We start from the raw sequence: 21358 nt of genomic DNA on the forward strand, positions 1-21358 counted from the left end.
GGGGCGTAAACACCTTTTTATTTGGGGGGGCCCACCCATATCGCTCGGGGGGGGCTCTCGGGGGGGATCCCCCCCCCACCCCCGGGGGTGTGGCGGGGGGGGCGCGCCCCCCACACCCCCGGGGATGGAGCGGGCCTTGCGCCCAACACCCTCGAAAAAGACGTGCGAACTACCGGGGGTTCAGCGGTAGCGTGACCCTCATGTCGGAACTCAAAGAGAAGCTGCGTGCGGACATGACCGCTGCGATGAAGGCAAAGGACGCGCTGCGCCTCGGCACGCTGCGCATGCTGCTGGCCGCGATCCAGAACGCCGAGGTCGCCGGAGCCCAGGCGCGTGAGCTCACCGACGCCGATGTGATCGCCGTGCTCTCCAAAGAAGCCAAGAAGCGCAACGAGGCCGCCGTGGTGTACGAGCAGGCCGGGCGCGGCGAACTCGCCGCCAATGAGCGCGCGGAAGAGGCCGTCATCGAGGAGTACCTGCCGACCCCGCTGACCGAGGCCGAGGTCGCCGATATCGCCGACACCGCTATCGCGGATGTCGCCGAGCAGATCGGTGAGCGCCCGGGCATGAAGCAGATGGGGCAGGTCATGAAGATCGCCACCGCTCTGGCGGCCGGGCGTGCGGACGGCTCGCGCATCTCCGCCGCGGTGAAGGCGCGGCTCTGAACCAGAACGCGAAGAGGCCCCTCATCCGCTGGATGAGGGGCCTCTGTCGCTATCTGGGGATCGGGATGGGGATGGGGATGGGCGGGAGCTGGATTCCGGGCAGGCCGGGGAGGGTCGGCACCGGGGCGGCGGGTTGCGGCGGCGGGATCTGGGTGCCGTCGCTGACGTAGACCGTGATCACCGAGCCGGGGATGGCCGAGCCGTCGGGGGAGATGCTGAGGACGGTTCCCTTGGCCGCGCCGGGGGCGGAGGCGATCGAGACCTGGAAGCCGGCGCCGATGAGCGTGGAGGTGGCCTCGGCTTGCGTCATGCCGATGACGTCGGGGATCTGTGAGTTGTTCGCGCCTCGCACGTACTTGTCGTCCAGCGGCGGCAGGCCCGCGGGCGGGAAGCGATCCAGCACGTTCTTCATGGCGCCCAGCCAGGTGCGCGCCGGTTCGTTACCGCCGAACAGGTTGCCGCTGCCGCAGTTCCGCAGCGGGAACGAGCAGATCTCGCCCGGGGTCGGGCTGTCGCCGTAGATGTAGGCCGCGCCCGCGAAGGAGTTGGTGAACGCCAGGAAGGCCGAGGAGCGGTGGCTCTCGGTGGTTCCCGTCTTGGCGGACAGCGGCGCGTTCCAGCCCACCGCGCGGGCGGCGCCGGCCGCGGTGCCGCTCACGTCGTCCTTGCCGAGGGCATTGGCGAGGGTATTGGCCAGCCCGGGCTCCACGACCTGCTCACAGGCCTGCTGGGTGAGCGGAACCGTCTTGCCGTTGCGGTCCACGACCTCCCGGATCGGGGTGGGCGGGCACCACTTGCCGCCGGAGGCGATGGTGGCCGCCACATTCGACAGCTCCAAGGGGTTGATCGCGACCGGGCCCAGGGTGAACGAACCCAGGTTCTGGTCCTTGATCATGTCGGCCAGGCTCTGATTGCCGTGTCCGGAGGTGCCGGGCTGGGTGTAGGACCGCATGCCCAGGCGCACCGCCATATCCACGGTCGGGGTGACGCCCACCGACTGGATCAGCTTGACGAACGCGGTGTTCGGCGAGGTCGCGAGCGCCTCGGTCACCGACATGGGCGACTTGTAGGCGCCGGCGTTCTTGACGCAGTAGGTCTCGGCGGGGCAACCGGGCGTCCCCGAGTTGCCCATGCCCTTGGCGGCGAAGGAGCCGGGCACGTCCAGCTGCGCGCTGATGCCGAGCCCCTTCTCCATGGCCGCGGCCGTGGTGAAGATCTTGAACACCGACCCGGCGCCGTCGCCGACCATCGAATACGGCTGCGGCTGCACGGTTTCGTTGGCGTCGCCGTTGAGCCCGTAGGTGCGGCTGGAGGCCATGGCCAGCACCGGATGCGAATCCTGGCCCGGGGCCACGATATTCATGACCTGGGCGATATCCGGCAGATTCGGGTCGGCGTTCTGCACGACCGAGGCCTTCACCGCGTCCTGCACCGCCGGATCGAGGGTGGTGCGAATCAGGTACCCGCCCTTGTCGAGCTGATCGCGGCTGATACCGGCATTGGCCAGGTACTGCATGGCGTAATCACAGAAGAACCCGCGGTCCTGGGCGGCGATGCAGCCGCGCGGCAGCCCCTTGGGTTCCGGCAGCACGCCGAGCGGTTCGGCCTTGGCCTTGCGGAATTCCTCGGCCCGGCTGGGGATGTTCTGGATGAGCGTGTCCAGCACCGTGTTCCGCCGCTCCAGCACGCCCTGCGGGTTGGTGTAGGGGTTCAGCTTGGAGCTGGACTGCACCATGCCGGCCAGCATGGCCGACTGCACGATGTTCAGATCCTTGGCGTCGATGCCGAAATAGGTCTGTGCGGCGTCCTGGATGCCGTAGGAGGAGTTGCCGAAGGGCACCAGGTTCAGATACCGGGTGAGGATCTCGTCCTTGGTGAGTTCCTTCTCCAGCGTGAGCGCCATCCGGATCTCGCGGATCTTGCGGGCGGGCGTGGTCTCGATGGCGGCGCGGCGTTCGGCGTCGGTCTTGGCGACCACCAGCAGCAGGTAGTTCTTCACGTACTGCTGGTCGATGGTCGAACCGCCCTGCTGCACTTCGCCACCGGTGGTGTTGGTGAGGAAGGCGCGGAAGGTGCCCTGCCAGTCGACGCCGCCGTGCTCGGCGAAGCGCCGGTCCTCGACGGAGACGATGGCCAGCTTCATATCGTTGGAGATCTTCTCGCTGGGGACCTCGAAGCGGCGCTGCTCGTACAGCCAGGCGAACGGCGTGCCGTTCACATCGACCATGGTCGATACCGCCGGGACCGTGCCCTCCACCAGTTCGGCGGAGACATTGTCGACGGCGTCGGCGGCGCGGTTCGACATATAGCCGAAGCCGCCGGCGAGTGGGAACAGCAGCCCGGCGAGGAGAACGGCGGCCAGGACGCAGCTGCCGGCCAGTCTCGCGAGCGTTCGTGTGATCGGCACGTTCCCTAGCCTAATTGGCCTTCCGGGCAGTCGGCGCCCGCGTGGCTCTGGTGTCAGTTCGTCTCAAAGGTGCCGACTGCCCGGTTTTAGGTGACGAATGCATGGACGGACGTACCAGAAAATCTCGGGACGGTCTTGCGCAAGCCGCACACTCTTACCTAGATTGAGAACCCAGTGTGATAGAGCTAACACTCAAAGTGGAATGTGGTACAGGACGCAGTGGGGTTGGGTAGCTGCGCGCTGTACTCGCGATTCTGGAGCGCCGTGACCCGGTGTTCGGACTGCAAAGGGGCACACCAAATGCACATGACTACCCCGATCGCTCGATTGGACGTGGAGCAGGCCGAAGCGAGAATCGCCTGGGTTTCCCAGGCCCGATGCAAGGAAGTGGATCCCGACCAGCTGTTCGTGCGTGGCGCAGCACAGCGCAAGGCGGCGACCATCTGCCGGCACTGCCCGGTGCTGATGGAGTGCGGGGCTGACGCCCTGGACAACCGAGTCGAGTTCGGTGTGTGGGGCGGCATGACCGAGCGGCAGCGCCGCGCGCTGCTCAAGCAACATCCGGAGGTGACATCCTGGGCCGACTTCTTCCGGGTCCAGCGGTCACAGAAAGTAGCGATGTAACCAAGTATCCCCATAAGCAGAACGGACCGAGCCCGCTTTCGCGGGCTCGGTCCGTTTCTGGGGACAGATCGGGCAAATCGCGCAGATCCGCCGCGTGTCACGCGGATCGCGCCGCGCCCGCCTCGGCCAGCTGATCGCCCACCGCGCGCAGCGCTTCCAGGTCCGCGACCTCGAAGGGCAGCGCGGTGACCGCGGCGATCGGCACGCTGGGATGCGCGCCCGTGAACCGGTGCAGCAGATGCGTTTCGCGCTTGGCGGTCGCCGCCCGGTGCGCGTGAATGCGCAGCACGGCCGCCGCCAGCGCGGCCGGTGTCTCGGATTCGCCGTCGACCGCTGTCTCCGGGGCTAGACGATCGGCCGCGACCTGAGCCTGCTCGGCGGACAGCGAGTTCAACAGCACCGGATGGGTGCGGTTGAGCACCAGACCCGCGAGCGGCATCTTGTCGTGCGAGAGCCGGTCGACGAAGAACGACGCCTCGCGCAGCGCGTCCGGTTCGGCCGCCGCCACCACGATGAAATGGGTGCCCGGCCGCGACAGCATGGCGTAGGTGCGGTCGGCGCGATCCTGGAAGCCGCCGAACATGGATTCCAGCGACTGCAGGAACACCGAGGCGTCCTTGAGCAGCTGCCCGCCCACAATGGTGGAGACGCCGCGCAGCGCCAGGCTCATGGCCCCGGCCACGAACTTCCCGACGCCCCGGCCCGGAGCCATGATGACCCGGATCATCTTGCCGTTCAGGAAGTTCCCCAGGCGCTTGGGCGCGTCCAGGAAGTCCAGCGCATTGCGCGACGGAGGCGTGTCGACCACGATCAGGTCCCACTCGCGCTTGGATGCCAGCTGGCCCAGCTTCTCCATCGCCATGTACTCCTGGGTGCCACCGAAGGAGGACGCGACGGTCTGATAGATCGGATTGGCGAAGATCTGCTCCGCCTTGTCCGGGCTGGTGTGCTCGAGCACCATCTCGTCGAAGGTGCGGCGCATGTTCAGCATCATGGCGAACAGCTCGCCCTTGGCCTCGGGCCCGAGTTCCACCCGCTGCGGCACATTCCCGAGATCGCTGACGCCCAGGGACTGGGCCAGCCGGCGGGCCGGGTCGATGGTGAGAACCACGACCTTGCGGCCCATTTCGGCGGCCCGCAGCGCGATGGCGGCGGCGGTGGTGGTCTTGCCGACGCCGCCGGAGCCGCAGCACACCACGATGCGCGCGGACGGATCGGCGACGATCCGCGAGATGTCCAGCGGGACAGTGCTAGCCGGGACGATCATGGTCAGCGGACCCCCTGTGCGCTCAATACTTCGGCCAGCTCGTAGAGCCCGCCCAGATCCATGCCGTCGGCCAGCGACGGCAGGTACAGCCGGGAGATGTCGACCCGGGCCAGCTCCTCGGCGCTCTCGTCCTGCGCCTGCAGCCGGGTGGAATGCTCGACGGTCTCGGCGACCAGGCCCTGGAAGTCCGCGTCGGACAAGCTGATTCCGGCCTCGGCCAGGCCCGCGCGCAGCGCGTCGGTGTCCAGATCGCCCTCGGCGGCCTTGGCGCGCAGCGACTTCGGCAGATAGCCCTCGCCGGCCCGGTTCACGATGACCGTGCCGATACCCAGGTCGTTGGCGGTGAGCTCGGCAATGGCGTCCGCGGTCTCCTGCACCGGCAGCGCCTCCAGCAGCGTCACCAGGTGGATCATGGTCTGCGGCGAGTGCAGCAGCTTGGACACGCCGTCGGCCTGCGCGGCGATCGGGCCGCCCCCGGCGATCTCGGCCATGGCCTGGGTGACGTCCAGGAAGCTGGCGATGCGGCCGGTGGGCGGTGCGTCGATGACGATTTCGTCGTAGACGGGTTTACCCGACTTGTCGACGCGCACCGCGCATTCCTTGATCTTGCCGGTGAGAATGACGTCCCGCAGACCGGGCGCGATGGTGGTCACGAACTCGATGGCCCCCACCCGCCGCATGGCCCGCCCGGCGAAGCCCAGGTTGTAGAACATGTCGAGGTATTCCAGGAAAGCGTGCTCGACATCCAGGGCCAGCGCGATGACCTCGCCGCCGCCGTCCGCGGTGGCGATCTTGGTTTCGGTGGGCGGCAGCGGCGGCAGATCGAACAGCTGGGCAATGGACTGCCTGCCCTCGACCTCGACCAGCAGCACCTTCCGGCCACCGGCCGCCAGGGCCAGCGCCAATGCGGCCGCGACCGTGGACTTTCCGGTGCCCCCCTTCCCGGAAACGTAATGCAGGCGGGCCTTGTCCGCCCGCTCCGGCCAACCTGCTTCGACCCCCGGCTCAACCGAAACGGGCACTGCTATCGGTACTCCCACGCTCGCGAGCCTATAACTCGTTCCTGATTCCTGCCCAGCACCGAAACGCGACTGTCTGATACACCACTCGTACTTGCGGCCGCTCATTCGCATGTGCGAAGCGCAGGGCAGAATGTCACAGCATGAGTGATGTGACCGTGTGGGAATACGCGACGGTGCCGCTGCTGACGCACGCGACCAAGGCGATCCTGGATCAGTGGGGCGCCGACGGCTGGGAGCTCGTGACGGTGCTGCCCGGCCCGACCGGCGAACAGCATGTCGCGTACCTGAAGCGAGCCAAGAACTGATGGCCGCCGCAACGAACTGGGCCGCGAACCTGGAGAAGCTCGGACTCGAACTGCCGGCCGTCGCGGCCCCGGTGGCCTCCTACATCCCCGCCGTGCGCACCGGCAATCTCGTCTACACCTCCGGCCAGATCCCGGTCGTGAACGGCGAGTTGCCGTTCACCGGCAAGGTCGGGGCCGAGGTGACCACCGAGCGGGCGCAGGAAGCCGCGCAGGTGTGCGCCCTCAATGCGCTGGCCGCCGTGCACGCCCTGGTCGGGCTGGACAATGTGGTGCGGATTGTGAAGGTCGTCGGATTCGTCGCCTCCGCACCGGGATACAACGATCAGCCGGTCGTGATCAACGGCGCCTCCAACCTCCTGGGCGAGGTCTTCGGTGACGCCGGTGTGCACGCCCGCTCCGCCGTGGGCGTCTCGGAACTGCCGAAGAACGTCGCCGTCGAGGTCGAACTCATCGCCGAAGTGCGCTAGCGCGTTCCTACCGGAAGGGTTTGGGGGCAAGCCCCCCAAACCCCCGGGGAATCAACTTGGGGGCCAGCCCCCAGACCCCCGGGAGTTACGTCGGGGCGAGCCCCGAAGCCCGGGGGAATTACGTTGGGGGCCAAAGCCTCCAAACCCCAGAGGACGACAGCATGACCCTCACCCACCCCGCCTATGAGCAGTTGCGGCCGGTCACGCCATCGGCGTCGGTGCTGCTCGCAGACAATCCCAGCGGAATGACGTTGGAGGGAACCAATACCTGGATCCTGCGCGCACCGGGGAGCCCGGACTGCGTGGTGGTCGATCCGGGGCCCAAGGATCGCAAGCACACCGAGGCGATCGTGCGCGAGACCGGCGGGAACATCGCGCTGACCCTCGTCACGCATCATCATCACGACCACACCGGTGGAATCCCGCGCCTGATCGACCAAGCGGGGACGGTGGTGCGCTCGCACGATCCGGAATATCTGCACGGCTCGAATGAGCCGCTGACCCACGGCGAGTCGATCGAGGCGGCCGGGCTGCGGATCACCGTCGTCGCGACACCCGGTCACACCGCGGACTCGGTGAGCTTCCTGGTGGACGGTCCGGATGGCGAGCGTGCCCTGCTCACCGGGGACACCGTGCTCGGCAGCGGGACGACGGTGCTCGAGTCCCGCGACGATGCGCTGGCCGACTATCTGGGCTCCCTGCACACCTTGGTCGAACTCGGCGCCGGCCGGGCGCTGCTGCCCGCGCACGGGCCCGACCATCCCGATGCCGATCCGGTCCTGCGGTACTACCTAGCGCATCGCGAGGAGCGGCTGAACCAGGTGCGCGCGGCCCTCGCGGAACTGGGACCGAACGCCAAGGCGCTGCAGATCGTCGCCAAGGTCTACGCCGACGTGGACAAGCGGCTGTGGCCCGCGGCCCACAGCTCGGTCAAAGCCCAGCTGGCCTATCTGCGTTCACACGGCTGAGCCGCGCGTCCCGCAGGGGCCTGAGAACACGTCGAGACCGGGCCATCACTCCCCGTGAGGCCCGGTCTCTCGCGTCTGTGTCAGCCCGGAGTCAGCGCGCGCGCCGTGCGAGCCGCTCGGAATCCGAGATCAGCACGCTCTTGCCCTCCAGTCGCAGCCAGCCGCGGTGCGCGAAGTCGGCCAGGGCCTTGTTCACGGTCTCGCGGGAGGCGCCGACCAGCTGGGCGATCTCCTCCTGGGTCAGGTCGTGGGTCACGCGCAGCGCGCCCGCTTCCTGAGTGCCGAAGCGCTGAGCCAGCTGCAGCAGCGCCTTGGCGACACGACCCGGAACATCGGTGAAGATCAGGTCGGCCAGGTTGTTGTTGGTGCGGCGCAGGCGGCGGGCGAGCACCCGCAGCAGCTGCTCGGCGATCTCGGGGCGCTGATCGATCCACGCCTTGAGGGCGTCCCGGTCCATGGTGACCGCGCGGACCTCGGTGACGGTGGTGGCCGTCGAGGTGCGCGGACCCGGATCGAAGATCGACAGCTCGCCGAACATGTCCGACGGACCCATGATCGTCAGCAGGTTCTCACGGCCGTCGGGCGAACGGCGGCCGATCTTCACCTTGCCGGAGGTGATGATGTACAGCCGGTCACCGGGCTCACCTTCATTGAAGATGACGTGGCCGCGCGGAAAGTCCACAGGCTGAAGTTGTTTGGCGAGAGCCGCCACCGCGGTGGGCTCTACGCCTTGGAAGATGCCTGCTCTGGCGAGGGCCTCGTCCACGAATGTGCTCCTTATGGGAAATGGCTCTGTCCTGGACCGAAGCGATTCGGCCGACAGTGCAGTCTACTTTGCAATACCGCCGGGTAGTGATAGACACCACGCAGCGAGATCATTCTCCGGCACGCTGTGCTGGTTTTTCGACATGCATAGCCCGATTACGCGACACGCATGTCGACACGCCGCCGACAACCATAAGGAAGATCAGGAACCGTGCCAAAGAGCATTGTCCTGGTTTGTACCAGGTGAGTGTTCAGCAGACCCGGAAAAGTCAACTGGCCTGGGCGACATCCATGCCCTTGGCGGCCGGCCGGGCGCGGCGCGGACGTGCGGCCGCGGCGGGCAGACCCAGTTTCGTGAGGTCACTGACCTCGGCATTCGTGGCTCGATCGAGGTACTGCTGAACCTCCGGGTCCGGCTCGAGGAGCTTCCGAAGCTTGTTCTCGACCCGTTCCATCACCAATGCGAACAGCATCAGCGCTATCGGAAACAGCACCACAGCGAGTCCTTGCATAGGCAGCAGTAAACACGGCGAAGGTCTCAGATGGAACACGGGAGGTGCTCAGCCCGGTTGTCGGGACCGGCTGGTTCCGTAAGGTGGACGCGTGCGTGTCGACAAATCCACCGTGGCCGCGAACGGGTCCGAACCCGGCGGCGTGGCCGTGCCCACCAGCGGCAAAGCAGCCAAGGCGAAGTCGCGCGCCAAGGAGACCAGGCTCGGATTGGTGCGCCGCGCCCGCCGGATGGACCGCACGCTGGCGCAGGCCTTCCCGGACGCGCACTGTGAGCTGGATTTCACCACCCCCCTCGAATTGGCGGTCGCCACAATTCTTTCCGCACAGTGCACCGATGTGCGGGTCAACATGACCACGCCCGCGTTGTTCGCGCGCTATCGCAGCGCCCGCGATTACGCCGAGGCCAACCGCGCCGAGCTGGAGGAATTCATCCGGCCGACGGGTTTCTATCGCAACAAGACCAGCTCGCTGATCGGACTGGGGCAGGCGCTGGTGGAGAAGTACGACGGCGTGCTGCCGCACAAGCTCGAACAACTCGTGGAGCTACCGGGAATCGGGCGCAAGACCGCCAATGTCATTCTCGGCAATGCCTTCGGCGTTCCCGGCATCACCGTCGACACCCATTTCGGCCGGCTGGTGCGGCGCTGGGGCTGGACCGACGAAGAGGATCCGGTGAAGGTCGAGAAGATCGTCGGCGAGCTCATCGAGCGCAAGGACTGGACCATGCTCTCGCACCGGGTGATCTTCCACGGCCGCCGCGTCTGCCATGCCCGCAAGCCCGCGTGCGGCGCCTGCGTGCTGGCCAAGGACTGCCCGTCCTTCGGGACCGGGCCGACCGATCCGGTGACCGCCGCGAAACTGATCAAGGGGCCCGAGACCGAGCATCTGCTCGAACTGGTGGGCCTGTGACGGCAGCGAACAACTGGTGGCGCTGGGCGCTGGCGGGTGTGGTGATCGCCGTGGCCGTGGCCATCGTGGCGGTCAGCGCGCTCGGCGGCGGCGCTGACGAGCGGGCGGGCAGCACCGATCCGGGCGTCACGGCCGAAGCCGTCCCGGCCGCGGATCGCGCCGCGGCGGCGCTCGCCGCCTGCCCGCAACCCACCGGCGCGCCCGTCGGCGACAGCCCGCTGCGCGGGCTCACCCTGGACTGCCTGGCCGACGGCCGCCCCGTCGACCTGGCCGCCGCCCTGGCCGGGAAACCCGCCCTGCTCAATCTGTGGGCGTACTGGTGCGGGCCGTGCGCGGAGGAACTGCCTATGCTGCAACAGTTCTCGCAGCAGGCGGGAGACGCGATCACCGTGCTCACGGTGCACAGCGATCCGGGTATCGCGAAAGGACTGTCTCGGTTGACCGGTCTCGGCATTCACCTACCCGGTGTTGCGGACCCGAATGCTCAGGTACGCAAGGCCGTCGGCGCGCCCGCGGTGCTGCCGATCTCGGTGCTGCTGCGCGCGGACGGCACCGTGGCCAAGGTCGAGGTGCGCGCCTTCACCAGCGTGGACGATATCGCCGGCACCGTCGCCGCCGAGCTGGGAGTGCGGGCGTGAGCGCGGAACCGGCGGAATTCGTACCGGCCCACCCGATTCCGGAATGGCTGCGCGGTATCGCCGAGCACGATCCGGCCGATCCGACCGGGGTGAATCCGGTGCTGCGGCGAACGGCCATGCGCCGCATCGCCGCAGCGGCGTCGCGGCCCCGGCAGGCCTCGGTGCTGGTGCTGTTCGGCGGATCGCCGGACGCCGATCCGGAGGCCCTGGGCGGGCTGCCCGCGGACGCGGACGTGCTGCTGACCCAGCGGGCCGCGACCCTGCGCCAGCACAGCGGCCAGGTCGCCTTTCCGGGCGGCGGGGTGGAGCCCGGCGACGACGGGCCCATCGACACCGCGCTGCGGGAAGCCTGGGAGGAGACCGGGCTCGACCGCGCCGGGGTGGAGCCGTTCGCGGTGCTGCCCAAGATCTTCGTGCCGCCCTCGCGCTTCGATGTGACGCCGGTGGTCGCCTACTGGCGCACGCCCGGCGAGGTCGGGGTGGTGAGCGAGACCGAGGCGGCCCGCGTGGTGCGGGTGCCGATCAAGGATCTGATCGATCCGGCCAACCGTTTCGTGGTGCGGCATCCGCTCGGCTACATGGGCCCGGCCTTCGCGGTCGAGGGCATGCTGGTCTGGGGCTTCACCGCGGGCGTGCTGGCCGGCCTGCTGGCCGTCTCCGGCTGGGAACACGAATGGGACCATCACGATGTGCGTGATCTGCAGGCCTCACTGGCCGCGGTTGGGATGACGTTATGACTGCCTCGGGCTGGCTCGATATCGCGATCGTGCTCCTCGCGCTGCTGGCCGCCACCTCCGGGTGGCGGCAGGGCGCGGTGGCCTCGGCGCTGGCCTTCCTAGGCGTGGTTCTCGGTGCCGTGGCGGGCATTCTCATCGCACCGCACATTCTCATCCACCTGAGCGAGGGCCGCTCCCGGGTGCTGGTCGGCGTGCTGCTGATCGTGGCCCTGGTGATCGTCGGCGAGGTCGCGGGCATGGTGCTGGGCCGCGCGGCCCGCAGCGGTATGCGCGATCCGTTCACCCGCAGCGTGGACAGCGTGGTCGGCGCGGGCCTGCAGGCGGTCGCGGTGCTGGCCACCGCCTGGCTGCTGGCGCTGCCGCTGACCAACTCCTCGCAGCCGGGAATCGCGGCCGCGGTCAAGAACTCCCAGGTGCTGATCAATGTGGACCATGTGGCGCCGGACTGGCTGCGCAAGGTCCCCAATGAGTTCTCCAATCTGCTCAACACCTCCGGCCTGCCGGATGTCATCGGGCCGTTCGGCCGGGTGCCCATCGCCGCGGTGGAGCCGCCGGATCCGAGCGTGCTGCAACTGCCGGTCGCCCAGTCGCTGCAGGGCAGCGTGCTGCGCATCCGCGGTATCGCGCCCAGTTGCCAACGGCAGCTGGAGGGCACGGGTTTCGTGGTCGCGCCGGAGCGCATCATGACCAATGCGCACGTGGTCGCGGGCACCAACAGCGTGAGCGTGGACACCCCGCGCGGTTCCCTAGAGGCCACCGTGGTGCTGTTCGATCCGTTCAAGGATGTCGCGGTGCTCGCGGTGCCCGGGCTGACCGCGGACGTGATTCCGCTGGCCGCCAAGCCCGCTCAGTCGGGGGAGAGCGCCATCGTGCTCGGCTACCCGGGCGGCGGCCGCTATACGGCGAGCGCGGCGCGCGTGCGCGAGACGCTGGACCTCAAGGGGCCCAATATCTATCGCGACGACAATGTGCAGCGCGAGGTGTACACCGTGCGCGGTTCGGTGCGGGCGGGCAACTCCGGCGGGCCGCTGGTGGACACCGACGGCAATGTGCTGGGCGTGGTCTTCGGCGCCGCCGTCACCGACGAGGACACCGGCTATGTGCTGACCCTCGATGAGGTGCGCCCGGAAATCGATGCCGCGCCGGGCGCTTCGGCGCCGGTCGGCACCGGCAGCTGCGTGCTGAGTTAGCCGGGCTCAGCCGGCCAGCAGTTTGGCGAGCTCGGCGGTGACCGCCTCCGGGCTCTCCTGATGGGCGTAGTGCCCGGCGCCGGGAATCGGGACCACCCGGCGCTGCGGCGCGAGATCCGCGCCGCGGCGGATGGTCGAGTACTGGATGTAGTGGTCGTGGGCGCCGTAGAGCGACAGCACCGGAATGCGCACGGGTTCGCGCATGGTCGACATGAAGCGCGTGCCGTCGGGACGCCACTGGCTGCGGAAGGCCCAGCGCTGATATTCCAGGGCGCAGTGCGCGGCGCCCGGAATGCGGATGGCGGTGCGCATGCGCGCCGCGGTGTCGGCGAATTCCGCGGTGGCCGACCAGCGTTCGCCGGCGCGGCGGCGCAGCAGGCGCTCCAGCTCCGCGCCGTCGTCGGCGGTGAGCAGATGCTCCGCATAGCGCGGCAGCTGATAGCGCAGGAAGTTGGGCAGCCAGGCCCGGCGCTGCCTGCGATCGCGCAGCACGGCGCGTTTGAGGGCCACCGGATGCGGTGAGGAGATGAGCCCGATGGAGCGCACCACCCGCGGATGCAATACCGCCGTCGCCCAGCACACCAGGCCGCCTTCGGCATGGCCGACGAGCGTGGCCTCGGTGTGGCCGAGGGCGCGGATCAGGCCGGCGACGTCACCGGCGAGGGTCCAGCCGTCGTAGCCGCGCGGCGGTTTATCGGTGTCGCCGTAGCCGCGCAGATCCACCGCCACCGTGCGATAGCCGCGTTCGGCCAGCCCGGTCAGCTGATGCCGCCACGACCACCAGAAATCGCCGAAACCGTGCAGCAGCACCACCAATGGGCGGTCCGGATCGGCGGACACCGGACCGGAGGGCACGGCCTCGACCACATGGAAGCGAATGCCGTTGGCATGCACGTCCCGATGGGTCCACGGTCCGTCGTAGCGGACGGCGGACGGATCCGGCAGCGAATTCGACGACACGCCGGTGAAGCGTAGTCGAGGACCTAGCGCCGGGACTTGCCGAGTTCCACCGACACGTCCGCGCCGTGGTCGGCGGAGCCGCCGAAACCGCTGGGCAGCACGGTCTTCGCCTCCTTCAGCGATTCGATGGTCTTCTCCGGGGCGCGCAGCTTGCGCACCTTGAGATAGCCGAAGAAGCCCAGCGCGGCCGTGGTCACGATCATCGACAGGAAGACGATGAGGAACGCCAGCCAGCGGTACACCCACACGTCCAGCAGCTCGGCGAGGAAGAAGAAAAAGAAGAACGAGCTGAACAGCAGGACCGTCAGCGCCGCGATGAAGAAGATGCTGCCCTGCAGGCCCTTGCGGATCTCGCCGGTCACCTCCGCCTTGGCGAGTTCCACCTCGGCGCGCACCAGCGTCGACATCTGCTCGGTCGCATCGCGCACCAGGGTACCGATGGTCGCCGAACCATGGGCGTCGACATCGGACAACGGAATCGAGGTGATGGTGCGGGTGCGGCCGAAGTCCTGTCCGTTACCGCCCTGTGTGAAGCTCAATTGCTCGACCCTTCTCCATGTCCCGGTACTGCCCGTGAACTCACTCTTGTTCTAGCAGTGCCCGCTCGTCACGTAGTGCCTGGTGGGCACGGCCCCGACGCAACAGTAGCGCCGAACCGGCCAGGGAAGCCGCCAATGACGTCAGCAACACTGCCGCTTTTGCGAGTTCCGCCGCGGAGCCGTCGCCGACGTCCGCCAGTGCGAGTTCTGCCACCAAGAGGCTAACGGTGAAGCCGATCGCACCGAGTACCGACAGGGCGAACATGTCCCGATAACCGAGATCACCGGGCTTTTCGGCAATACCCAGTCGCACCGCGAGCCAACTGAATCCGAAGATGCCCAGCGTCTTGCCGACCAGCAGGCCCACGATGATCGCCAGCGACAAGCGGTTGGTGAACAGCTGCGAGAACACCTCCGAATCCAGCGGCACGCCGGAGGCGAACAGCGCGAACAGCGGCACGCAGACCGCGGCGGAGATGGGCTGGAAGAAGTGCTCGAGATTGGCGGCGGGCACGCAGTGCTCGTCCTCGTCCGGATCGGGCCGCACGCGGGTGAGCAAGCCGAGGATGACGCCGGCCAGCGTCGGGTGAATTCCGGCCTCGTGCAAGGCGTACCAGGCCACCAGGGCCAGCGGCACGTAGATGAAGGGGCTGCTCCACCGCTTGTGCTGCGCGAAGGACCAGGCCGCGAAGGCAGCCGCTGCGACCAGCAGCCACAGGAAGGCCACGGTGGTGGTGAACAGCACCGCGATCAGGATGATGGCCATCAGGTCGTCGACCACGGCCAGGCTCAGCAGGAAGACGCGCGCACTGGCCGGAATCCGGGAGCCGGTGAGCGCCAGGACGGCCAGCGCGAAGGCGATATCGGTGGCGACCGGAATGGCCCAGCCCCGGTCCATGCCGTCCACGCCCCAGCCGACGCCCATCGCGATCAGCGCCGGCATGAGCACGCCGCCCACGGCCGCGATGATCGGCAGGGCGGCGCGTTTGCGGTCGGCCAGCTCGCCGACCACCAGCTCGCGCTTGAGCTCCAGGCCCGCGACGAAGAAGAAGATGGCGAGCAGGCCGTCCTTGGTCCAGTCGGCCAGGGTGAGGTCCAGATGCAGCGCCGGAATCGCCAGCCGGGTGTCGATCATGGTGGTGTAGCTCGCGCCCCAGGGCGAATTCACCCACAGCACGGCGACGGCGGCCGCGATGAGAAGCAGTGCACCACCGAAGGTTTCGGTTCGCAGATAGCGAGTGAGCTCGGAGCGAACGTGGGAGAACACGGGTGCACCTTTCAGCCGGACGTTCGACAAGACCAGCGGCGTGCGAATCCACCGAGCTTCCGGCCGATGCACTACCGCATGCCGACCAGACTTCCCGGCACACCTTTTGTATTCCTACGCAATCTTAACGGGGTGTCCGGTTCGCCCCGACCGCGGACATGCGAAAACCCCCTCACGACCCGGTCGGGAGGGGGTTTCGGACGGATGTGCCGAATTACGCCTTGCTGGCCCGGATGGCCTCGAAGACGTTCGGATCCACCAGCGTGGAGGTGTCGCCGAGTTCGCGGCCCTCGGCCACATCGCGCAGCAGGCGGCGCATGATCTTGCCCGAGCGGGTCTTGGGCAGCTCCGGCACCACGTGGATCTCGCGCGGCCGGGCGATCGGGCTGATCTCCCGGGAGACCTCGGCCTTGAGCTCGTTGATCAGGTCCGCGCCGGTGTCCTTGGCCTCGGCGGTCAGGATCACGAAGGCCACGATGCCCTGACCGGTGGTGTCGTCGGAGGCGCCGACCACGGCGGCCTCGGCCACCCCGGAGTGGCCGACCAGCGCCGACTCCACCTCGGCGGTGGAAATGCGGTGACCCGACACGTTCATGACGTCGTCGACGCGGCCGAGCACCCACAGGTCCCCGTCCTGGTCGAGCTTCGCGCCGTCACCGGCGAAGTACCAGCCCTGCTCGCCGTAGCGCTCCCAGTAGGTGGACTTGTAGCGGTCCGGATCGCCCCAGATGCCGCGCAGCATGGACGGCCACGGCTGATCGAGCACCAGGTAGCCATTGGCCTCGGTCTCGCCGAGCTCGACCGGCTTGCCCTCCTCGTCCACCACCTTCGCCGAGATGCCGGGCAGCGGGGTCATGGCCGCGCCGGGCTTGGCGGCGGTGACGCCGGGCAGCGGGGAGATCATGATGGCGCCGGTCTCGGTCTGCCACCAGGTGTCCACGATGGGGGTCTTGTTGCCGCCCACCACATCCCGGTACCAGCGCCAGGCCTCCGGGTTGATCGGCTCGCCCACCGAACCCAGCAGCCGCAGCGAGGACAGGTCGTGGGCGGCGGGAATCTCCTTGCCCCACTTCATGAACGTGCGCACCAGCGTCGGGGCGGTGTAATAGATGCTGACGCCGTACTTTTCGACGATCTGCCAGTGCCGGTGCTCGTCGGGGAAATTCGGGGTGCCCTCGTAGACCACTTCGGTGGCGCGGTTGGCGAGCGGGCCGTACACGATGTAGGAGTGCCCGGTGACCCAGCCGATATCGGCGGTGCACCAGTACACGTCCTGCCCCGGCTTGTGATCGAAGACGTAGTGATGGGTGTAGGCGGCCTGGGTCAGGTAGCCGCCGGTGGTGTGCAGGATGCCCTTCGGCTTCCCGGTGGTGCCGGAGGTGTAGAGGATGAACAGCGGGTGCTCGGCGTCGAACGCCTGCGCCTCATGCTGATCGGAGGCATTGGCCACGGTGTCGTGCCACCACAGGTCGCGGCCCTCGGTCATCGGGGTGTCGATATCGGTGCGGCGCACCACGAGCACGTGTTCGACGGTCGAATCACCGTCCGCGGCAAGGGCTTCGTCGACCGCGGCCTTGAGCGGGGCGGGCTTGCCGCGCCGCCACTGGCCGTCGGTGGTGATGACCAGCCGGGCCTCGGCATCGTCCACCCGCTGGCGCAGGGCGCTGGGGGAGAAGCCGGCGAAGACCACGGAGTGCGTCAGGCCCAGCCGCGCGCAGGCGAGCATGGACACGATGGCCTCGGGGACCATCGGCATGTAGATGGCGACGCGGTCGCCCGCGTTCAGGCCCAACTCGGTCAGGTAGTTGGCGGCCTTGGACACCTCGGCCAGCAGATCGCGGTAGGTGATGGCGCGGGAGTCGCCCGGCTCGCCCTCCCAGTGGATGGCCACCTGATCGCCGTGCCCGTCGAGGACGTGGCGGTCGACGCAGTTGTAGGCCACATTGAGCTTGCCGTCGCCGAACCAGCGCGCCACGGGGGCTTCGGACCAGTCCAGCACCTCGGTGAAGGGCCGGTGCCAGTGCAGCCGTCCGGCCTGTTCGGCCCAGAACGCATTCCGATCCGCGGCGGCCCGATCGTAGAGAGACGCATCGGCATTGGCGGAGGCGGCGAACTCAGCGCTCGGTGGATAGGCATCCAGGTGATCGGCGGTTTCGGTCATCTCTCGTCTCTTCTTTCGCATGCGCTTCGGCCGGGGTGGTGACCGCGGCCACGTTTCGACCCTAACGGACTGTGACCTGTGCCGCGCTCGGGTCCCGGCAGGTGGATCCGGGGGTTCACGCACCGAGCCTGATCGGTCGTTCATGATCGAATCGTGAACGTTGCGCGAAGTGTGCAGAGTGTCACCCAAGCACCGCGTTTTGGGTCGCGCGTGTTGCTGTCTTGCTAACAAGCTGAACAAACCCGACGCGATCTGCTGCGAACCGCTGGCTGGATGGCTACTGTCCGATTCACCTAAGACGACCTTTCGGTGCGGACTGGCGGACCCCCGTGCGCACCGACGGGTCCGTCCTTCCTGAAATCGGGAGAATGCGTTGAGAGCAAAGATGATTGCCGCCCTGGCCGCGGCAGCCCTGGCCACGAGCCTCACATTGACGGCCTGCTCCTCGGATAGCGGAGGTGGTTCCGACTTCGTCACGGTGAATGCCGGCGAGCCCCAGAATCCGCTGGTGCCGACCAATGTGAACGAGAATATGGGCGGTCGCGTGGTCGACCGGTTGTGGGCGGGTCTGAAGTACTACGACGCAGACGGCAAGGCCTACAACGAGGTCGCGCAGTCCATCGAGACCACCGACCGGCAGCACTACAAGATCACCCTGAAGCCGGACTGGAAGTTCACCGACGGCACCCCGGTCACCGCCAAGTCGTTCGTCGACGCCTGGAACTACGGCGCCCTCGGCACCAACGGCCAGAAGCAGAACTGGGCCTTCGCCTCGATCGCCGGCTATGACGAGGTCTCGGCCGATCCGCCGACCGCGAAGACCATGTCGGGCCTGAAGGTCGTCGACGACAAGACCTTCACCGTCGACCTGAAGTCGCCCTCCATCGACTTCGAGCTGCAGCTGGGCTTCGCGCCGTTCTACCCGCTGCCGGAGTCGGCCTACAAGGACATGGACGCCTACGGCAACAACCCGATCGGCAACGGTCCCTACAAGTTTGCCGGACCCGACGCCTGGCAGCACAACGTGCAGATCGAGCTGGTGCCCAACCCGGATTACAAGGGTGGCCGCCCGGCCAAGAACAAGGGCCTGCGGTTCGTGATGTACCAGTCCTACGACACCGCTTACGCGGATCTGCTGGCCGGCAACCTCGACGCCCTCGACGTCATCCCCGAGACCGCGCTGACCTCCTACAAGCAGGACCTCGGCGACCGCGCCATCACCAAGCCGATCGCCTACAGCCAGCACATCGGCGTCCAGCCCACCACCCCGCACTTCGCGGGCGAGGAGGGCGTGCTGCGGCGCAAGGCCATCTCCATGGCCATCAACCGGGAACAGATCGCGCAGAACATCTTCCAGGGCACCCGTGTACCCGCCCAGGACTTCACCGCCTTCACCCTCGACGGATTCCGGGAGAACCTGCCCGGTTCCGAGGTGCTGAAGTTCAATCCGGACGAGGCGAAGAAGCTGTGGGCGCAAGCCAATGCCATTTCGCCGTGGTCGGGCAAGTACGAGATCGCCTACAACTCCGACGGCGGTCACCAGGGCTGGATCGAAGCGGTCGCCAACAGCGTGAAGAACACCCTCGGCATCGAGGCCGTCGGCGTGCCCTACCCGACCTTCAAGAACATTCGCGACGAGATCAGCAACAACACCATCGGCAAGGCGTTCCGGTACGGCTGGCAGGGTGACTACCCGTCCATGTTCGAATTCCTGACCGCGCTGTACCTGACCGGTTCGGGCACCAACAACACGCACTACTCCAGCCCGGAATTCGACCGGCTGCTCGCCGCGGCGCAGGCCGCGCCGACCACCGACGCCGCCTACGACCTGGTCGCCCAGGCCCAGCAGGTGCTGTTCAAGGACATGGCCGATATCCCGATCTTCGACTACAACGTCGCGGCCGGGCGCTCGGACAAAGTGAAGGCCGAGGTCACCTGGTCCGGCCTGTTCGATTTCGAGAACATCGAGAAATAGCCGCTCGCGGGGGTCGTGCCCACACACTTTTCGTGTGCGGCACGGCCCCCGCCTGGCATCGGAGTGAAATATGGTTTGGTACGTCATTCGGCGGCTGCTCCAGATGATTCCGGTATTTCTCGGAGCGACGCTGCTGCTCTACACCCTGGTGTTCTTCCTGCCCGGCGATCCCATCCAGGCGCTGGCCGGTGAACGGCAGATGACCCCGGCGGTCGAGGCCGCCCTGCGGGCTCGGTATCACCTGGATCAGCCCTTCTTCATTCAGTATTGGGAGTACCTGAAGGGCATTGTGACCCTCGATTTCGGTACATCGTTCTCCGGTCGCCCGGTGCGCGACGAGCTGGCGCGGGCCTTCCCGATCACCATCAAACTGGCCCTCATGGCCGTCGTCATCGAGACGGTGTTCGGCGTGGGCTTCGGCCTCATCGCCGGACTGCGCAAGGGCAAGTGGTTCGACTCGACCCTGCTGGTGGTCAGCCTGGTCATCATTGCCGTCCCCATCTTCGTGGTCGGCTTCCTCGCCCAGTTCCTGCTGGGCGTCAAGTGGGGGATCGCACCGGTGACGGTCGGCGGCAATGCCGACTACGCCGACCTGCTGGTGCCCGCCTTCGTACTCGGCTCGCTGTCGTTCGCCTATGTGCTGCGGCTGACCCGGAATTCGGTGGCGGAGAACATGAGTGCGGACTACGTCCGCACCGCCACCGCCAAGGGACTGAGCCGGCGGCGCGTCATCGTGGTGCACATCCTGCGCAACTCGATGATCCCGGTGGTCACCTTCGTCGGCGCCGACCTCGGCTACCTCATGGGCGGCGCGGTCGTCACCGAGGGCATCTTCAACATCCCCGGCGTCGGCGGGACGCTGTACCAGGCGATCACCCGCGGCGAACCGCCCACGGTGGTGGCCTTCGTGACGGTGATCATCGTGATCCTGCTGATCTCGAACGTCATCGTCGACCTGCTGTACGCCGCACTCGACCCGAGGATCCGCTATGCCTGAACCAACGGCGATATCCGTCACGAAGAGTCCGGACCGCGACCAGGATCGGGAACTGCGGCCGGGGCAGGAGCACTTCGTCGCGCCACCGGACGAAGTGGAGGTGCTGGCCACCGACCGGCTGGACGAAACCGCCCCGCCCACCAGCGTGTGGGGCGAAGCCTGGAAACAGTTGCGGCGCAATCCGATCTTCATCGCCGCCGCACTGCTGATCGCGCTGGTGCTGCTGGTCGTCGCCTGGCCGAGCCTGTTCACCGGTCAGGATCCGCGGTTCTGCAGCGGTGATTTCAGCATGGATCCACCCGGCGGCGGGCACCCGTTCGGGTACGACAAACAGGGCTGTGACATCTATGCCCGCACCATCTACGGCGCCCGGGCCTCGGTGATCTGCGGTGTCGGCGCGACCATCCTGTTCGTGCTGATCGGCGGCACGCTGGGAGCCATCGCCGGCTACTTCGGCGGGCTGCTGGACTCCCTGCTGTCCAGGCTCGCCGAGATCGTCTACGCGCTGCCGCTCATGCTTATCGCCATCGCGCTCATGACGGTGCTGGAGACCCGCACCGTCTGGACGGTCATGATCATCCTCGCCTCGTTCAGCTGGCCGCAGGCCCAGCGCATTGCGCGCGGTGCGGTGATTCAAGCCAAGAACAGCGAATATGTCACGGCGGCAAAGGCATTGGGAGTCTCGCGGTTCCGGACCCTGGTGCGCCACGTGCTGCCCAACGCGGCCAGCCCGCTGATCGTGGTCAGCACCATCTCGCTCGGGGTCTTCATCGTCACCGAGGCCACGCTGTCCTACCTCGGCGTCGGCCTGTCCCGCGATGTCGTGTCCTGGGGCGCGGATATCGCCGCCAACCAGAAGGAGATTCGCACCTCCGCCATCCTGTTCTATCCCGCAACGGCATTGGCGCTGACCGTGCTCAGCTTCATCATGCTGGGCGACGCCATGCGCGACGCCCTGGATCCCAAGGCCAGGAAGAGGTGA

Annotated in this window: 21 protein-coding genes; 12 read left to right on the forward strand and 9 right to left on the reverse strand. The window is 67.6% G+C overall.

Going from position 1 to position 21358, the window contains the following annotated elements:
* Positions 1–200 precede the first annotated feature (200 nt).
* Positions 201–665, forward strand: a complete 465-nt coding sequence (locus ACFVIV_RS35715) for a GatB/YqeY domain-containing protein (RefSeq protein WP_379204197.1) — start codon at positions 201–203, stop codon at positions 663–665.
* Positions 666–714: 49 nt separating this feature from the next.
* Here ACFVIV_RS35715 and ACFVIV_RS35720 read toward each other — a convergent pair whose 3' ends face one another.
* Entirely contained in the window at positions 715–3072 is a 2358-nt protein-coding gene (locus ACFVIV_RS35720) for a penicillin-binding protein (protein WP_379204199.1), read from the reverse strand.
* A 300-nt stretch (positions 3073–3372) separates the two neighbouring features.
* Between ACFVIV_RS35720 and ACFVIV_RS35725 the strand changes: the two genes are divergently transcribed.
* The gene (locus tag ACFVIV_RS35725) at positions 3373–3696 is read left to right on the forward strand and encodes a WhiB family transcriptional regulator (RefSeq protein WP_033089817.1); all 324 of its coding nucleotides are present in this window, start codon (positions 3373–3375) and stop codon (positions 3694–3696) included.
* Between the two features lie 97 nt (positions 3697–3793).
* Here ACFVIV_RS35725 and ACFVIV_RS35730 read toward each other — a convergent pair whose 3' ends face one another.
* A complete protein-coding gene (locus ACFVIV_RS35730; protein WP_379204201.1) occupies positions 3794–4963 on the reverse strand; it encodes an ArsA family ATPase in 1170 nt (389 codons plus the stop codon).
* Positions 4964–4965: 2 nt separating this feature from the next.
* Complete coding sequence (locus ACFVIV_RS35735) at positions 4966–5985, reverse strand: ArsA-related P-loop ATPase (protein ID WP_379204203.1); 1020 nt, start codon at positions 5983–5985, stop codon at positions 4966–4968.
* Positions 5986–6125: 140 nt separating this feature from the next.
* On the opposite strand from ACFVIV_RS35735, the gene ACFVIV_RS35740 reads away from it, so the two are divergent.
* The 3 genes from ACFVIV_RS35740 (at position 6126) to ACFVIV_RS35750 (ending at position 7725) form a co-directional block, all read left to right on the forward strand.
* A complete protein-coding gene (locus ACFVIV_RS35740) occupies positions 6126–6290 on the forward strand; it encodes a DUF4177 domain-containing protein (protein WP_122190876.1) in 165 nt (54 codons plus the stop codon).
* A complete protein-coding gene (locus ACFVIV_RS35745; protein WP_379204205.1) occupies positions 6290–6757 on the forward strand; it encodes a RidA family protein in 468 nt (155 codons plus the stop codon). The genes ACFVIV_RS35740 and ACFVIV_RS35745 overlap by 1 nt, the downstream gene beginning before the upstream one ends.
* Before the next feature lie 161 nt (positions 6758–6918).
* Positions 6919–7725: an MBL fold metallo-hydrolase gene (locus ACFVIV_RS35750; protein WP_379204207.1), complete on the forward strand. Its 807-nt coding sequence runs from the start codon at positions 6919–6921 to the stop codon at positions 7723–7725.
* Between the two features lie 91 nt (positions 7726–7816).
* Here the strand turns inward: ACFVIV_RS35750 and ACFVIV_RS35755 are convergent, their stop codons facing one another.
* Both ACFVIV_RS35755 and ACFVIV_RS35760 read right to left on the reverse strand, forming a co-directional pair.
* Positions 7817–8491 carry a Crp/Fnr family transcriptional regulator gene (locus tag ACFVIV_RS35755; RefSeq protein ID WP_019044571.1) on the reverse strand — a complete coding sequence of 225 codons (675 nt, stop codon included), beginning with the start codon at positions 8489–8491 and terminating at the stop codon, positions 7817–7819.
* Positions 8492–8759: 268 nt separating this feature from the next.
* Positions 8760–8987: a hypothetical protein gene (locus ACFVIV_RS35760; RefSeq protein ID WP_084528359.1), complete on the reverse strand. Its 228-nt coding sequence runs from the start codon at positions 8985–8987 to the stop codon at positions 8760–8762.
* 244 nt (positions 8988–9231) lie between these two features.
* Here ACFVIV_RS35760 and nth point away from each other — a divergent pair, with 244 nt between their 5' ends.
* Genes nth through ACFVIV_RS35780 form a run of 4 tightly spaced genes read left to right on the forward strand, consistent with a single transcriptional unit; the run spans position 9232 to position 12477 of the window.
* Entirely contained in the window at positions 9232–9912 is a 681-nt protein-coding gene (gene nth, locus ACFVIV_RS35765) for an endonuclease III (RefSeq protein ID WP_379204289.1), read from the forward strand.
* Positions 9909–10550: a TlpA family protein disulfide reductase gene (locus ACFVIV_RS35770; protein WP_379204210.1), complete on the forward strand. Its 642-nt coding sequence runs from the start codon at positions 9909–9911 to the stop codon at positions 10548–10550. Before nth ends, ACFVIV_RS35770 begins: the two co-directional genes overlap by 4 nt.
* Entirely contained in the window at positions 10547–11287 is a 741-nt protein-coding gene (locus tag ACFVIV_RS35775) for an NUDIX hydrolase (RefSeq protein ID WP_379204212.1), read from the forward strand. Before ACFVIV_RS35770 ends, ACFVIV_RS35775 begins: the two co-directional genes overlap by 4 nt.
* The gene (locus ACFVIV_RS35780) at positions 11284–12477 is read left to right on the forward strand and encodes a MarP family serine protease (RefSeq protein ID WP_379204214.1); all 1194 of its coding nucleotides are present in this window, start codon (positions 11284–11286) and stop codon (positions 12475–12477) included. Before ACFVIV_RS35775 ends, ACFVIV_RS35780 begins: the two co-directional genes overlap by 4 nt.
* 6 nt (positions 12478–12483) lie before the next feature.
* Here the strand turns inward: ACFVIV_RS35780 and ACFVIV_RS35785 are convergent, their stop codons facing one another.
* The 4 genes from ACFVIV_RS35785 to acs form a co-directional block, all read right to left on the reverse strand.
* Entirely contained in the window at positions 12484–13437 is a 954-nt protein-coding gene (locus tag ACFVIV_RS35785) for an alpha/beta fold hydrolase (protein ID WP_379204216.1), read from the reverse strand.
* Between the two features lie 23 nt (positions 13438–13460).
* On the reverse strand, positions 13461–13976 hold the full coding sequence (locus ACFVIV_RS35790; protein WP_379204218.1) for a phage holin family protein: 516 nt from the start codon (positions 13974–13976) through the stop codon (positions 13461–13463).
* 40 nt (positions 13977–14016) lie between these two features.
* Positions 14017–15243, reverse strand: coding sequence for a Na+/H+ antiporter NhaA (nhaA, locus tag ACFVIV_RS35795; RefSeq protein ID WP_379204220.1), 1227 nt, complete (start codon positions 15241–15243; stop codon positions 14017–14019).
* 214 nt (positions 15244–15457) lie between these two features.
* A complete protein-coding gene (gene acs, locus ACFVIV_RS35800) occupies positions 15458–17404 on the reverse strand; it encodes an acetate--CoA ligase (RefSeq protein WP_379204222.1) in 1947 nt (648 codons plus the stop codon).
* Between the two features lie 373 nt (positions 17405–17777).
* On the opposite strand from acs, the gene ACFVIV_RS35805 reads away from it, so the two are divergent.
* The 3 genes from ACFVIV_RS35805 to ACFVIV_RS35815 all read left to right on the forward strand — a co-directional run bounded on the left by ACFVIV_RS35805 (position 17778) and on the right by ACFVIV_RS35815 (position 21358).
* Positions 17778–19379 carry an ABC transporter substrate-binding protein gene (locus tag ACFVIV_RS35805; RefSeq protein WP_379204224.1) on the forward strand — a complete coding sequence of 534 codons (1602 nt, stop codon included), beginning with the start codon at positions 17778–17780 and terminating at the stop codon, positions 19377–19379.
* Between the two features lie 70 nt (positions 19380–19449).
* Positions 19450–20376 carry an ABC transporter permease gene (locus ACFVIV_RS35810; RefSeq protein WP_379204226.1) on the forward strand — a complete coding sequence of 309 codons (927 nt, stop codon included), beginning with the start codon at positions 19450–19452 and terminating at the stop codon, positions 20374–20376.
* Complete coding sequence (locus ACFVIV_RS35815) at positions 20369–21358, forward strand: ABC transporter permease (protein ID WP_379204228.1); 990 nt, start codon at positions 20369–20371, stop codon at positions 21356–21358. The genes ACFVIV_RS35810 and ACFVIV_RS35815 overlap by 8 nt, the downstream gene beginning before the upstream one ends.

The sequence above is a fragment of the Nocardia sp. NPDC127526 genome (assembly GCF_042672265.1).
GTDB lineage: Bacteria > Actinomycetota > Actinomycetes > Mycobacteriales > Mycobacteriaceae > Nocardia.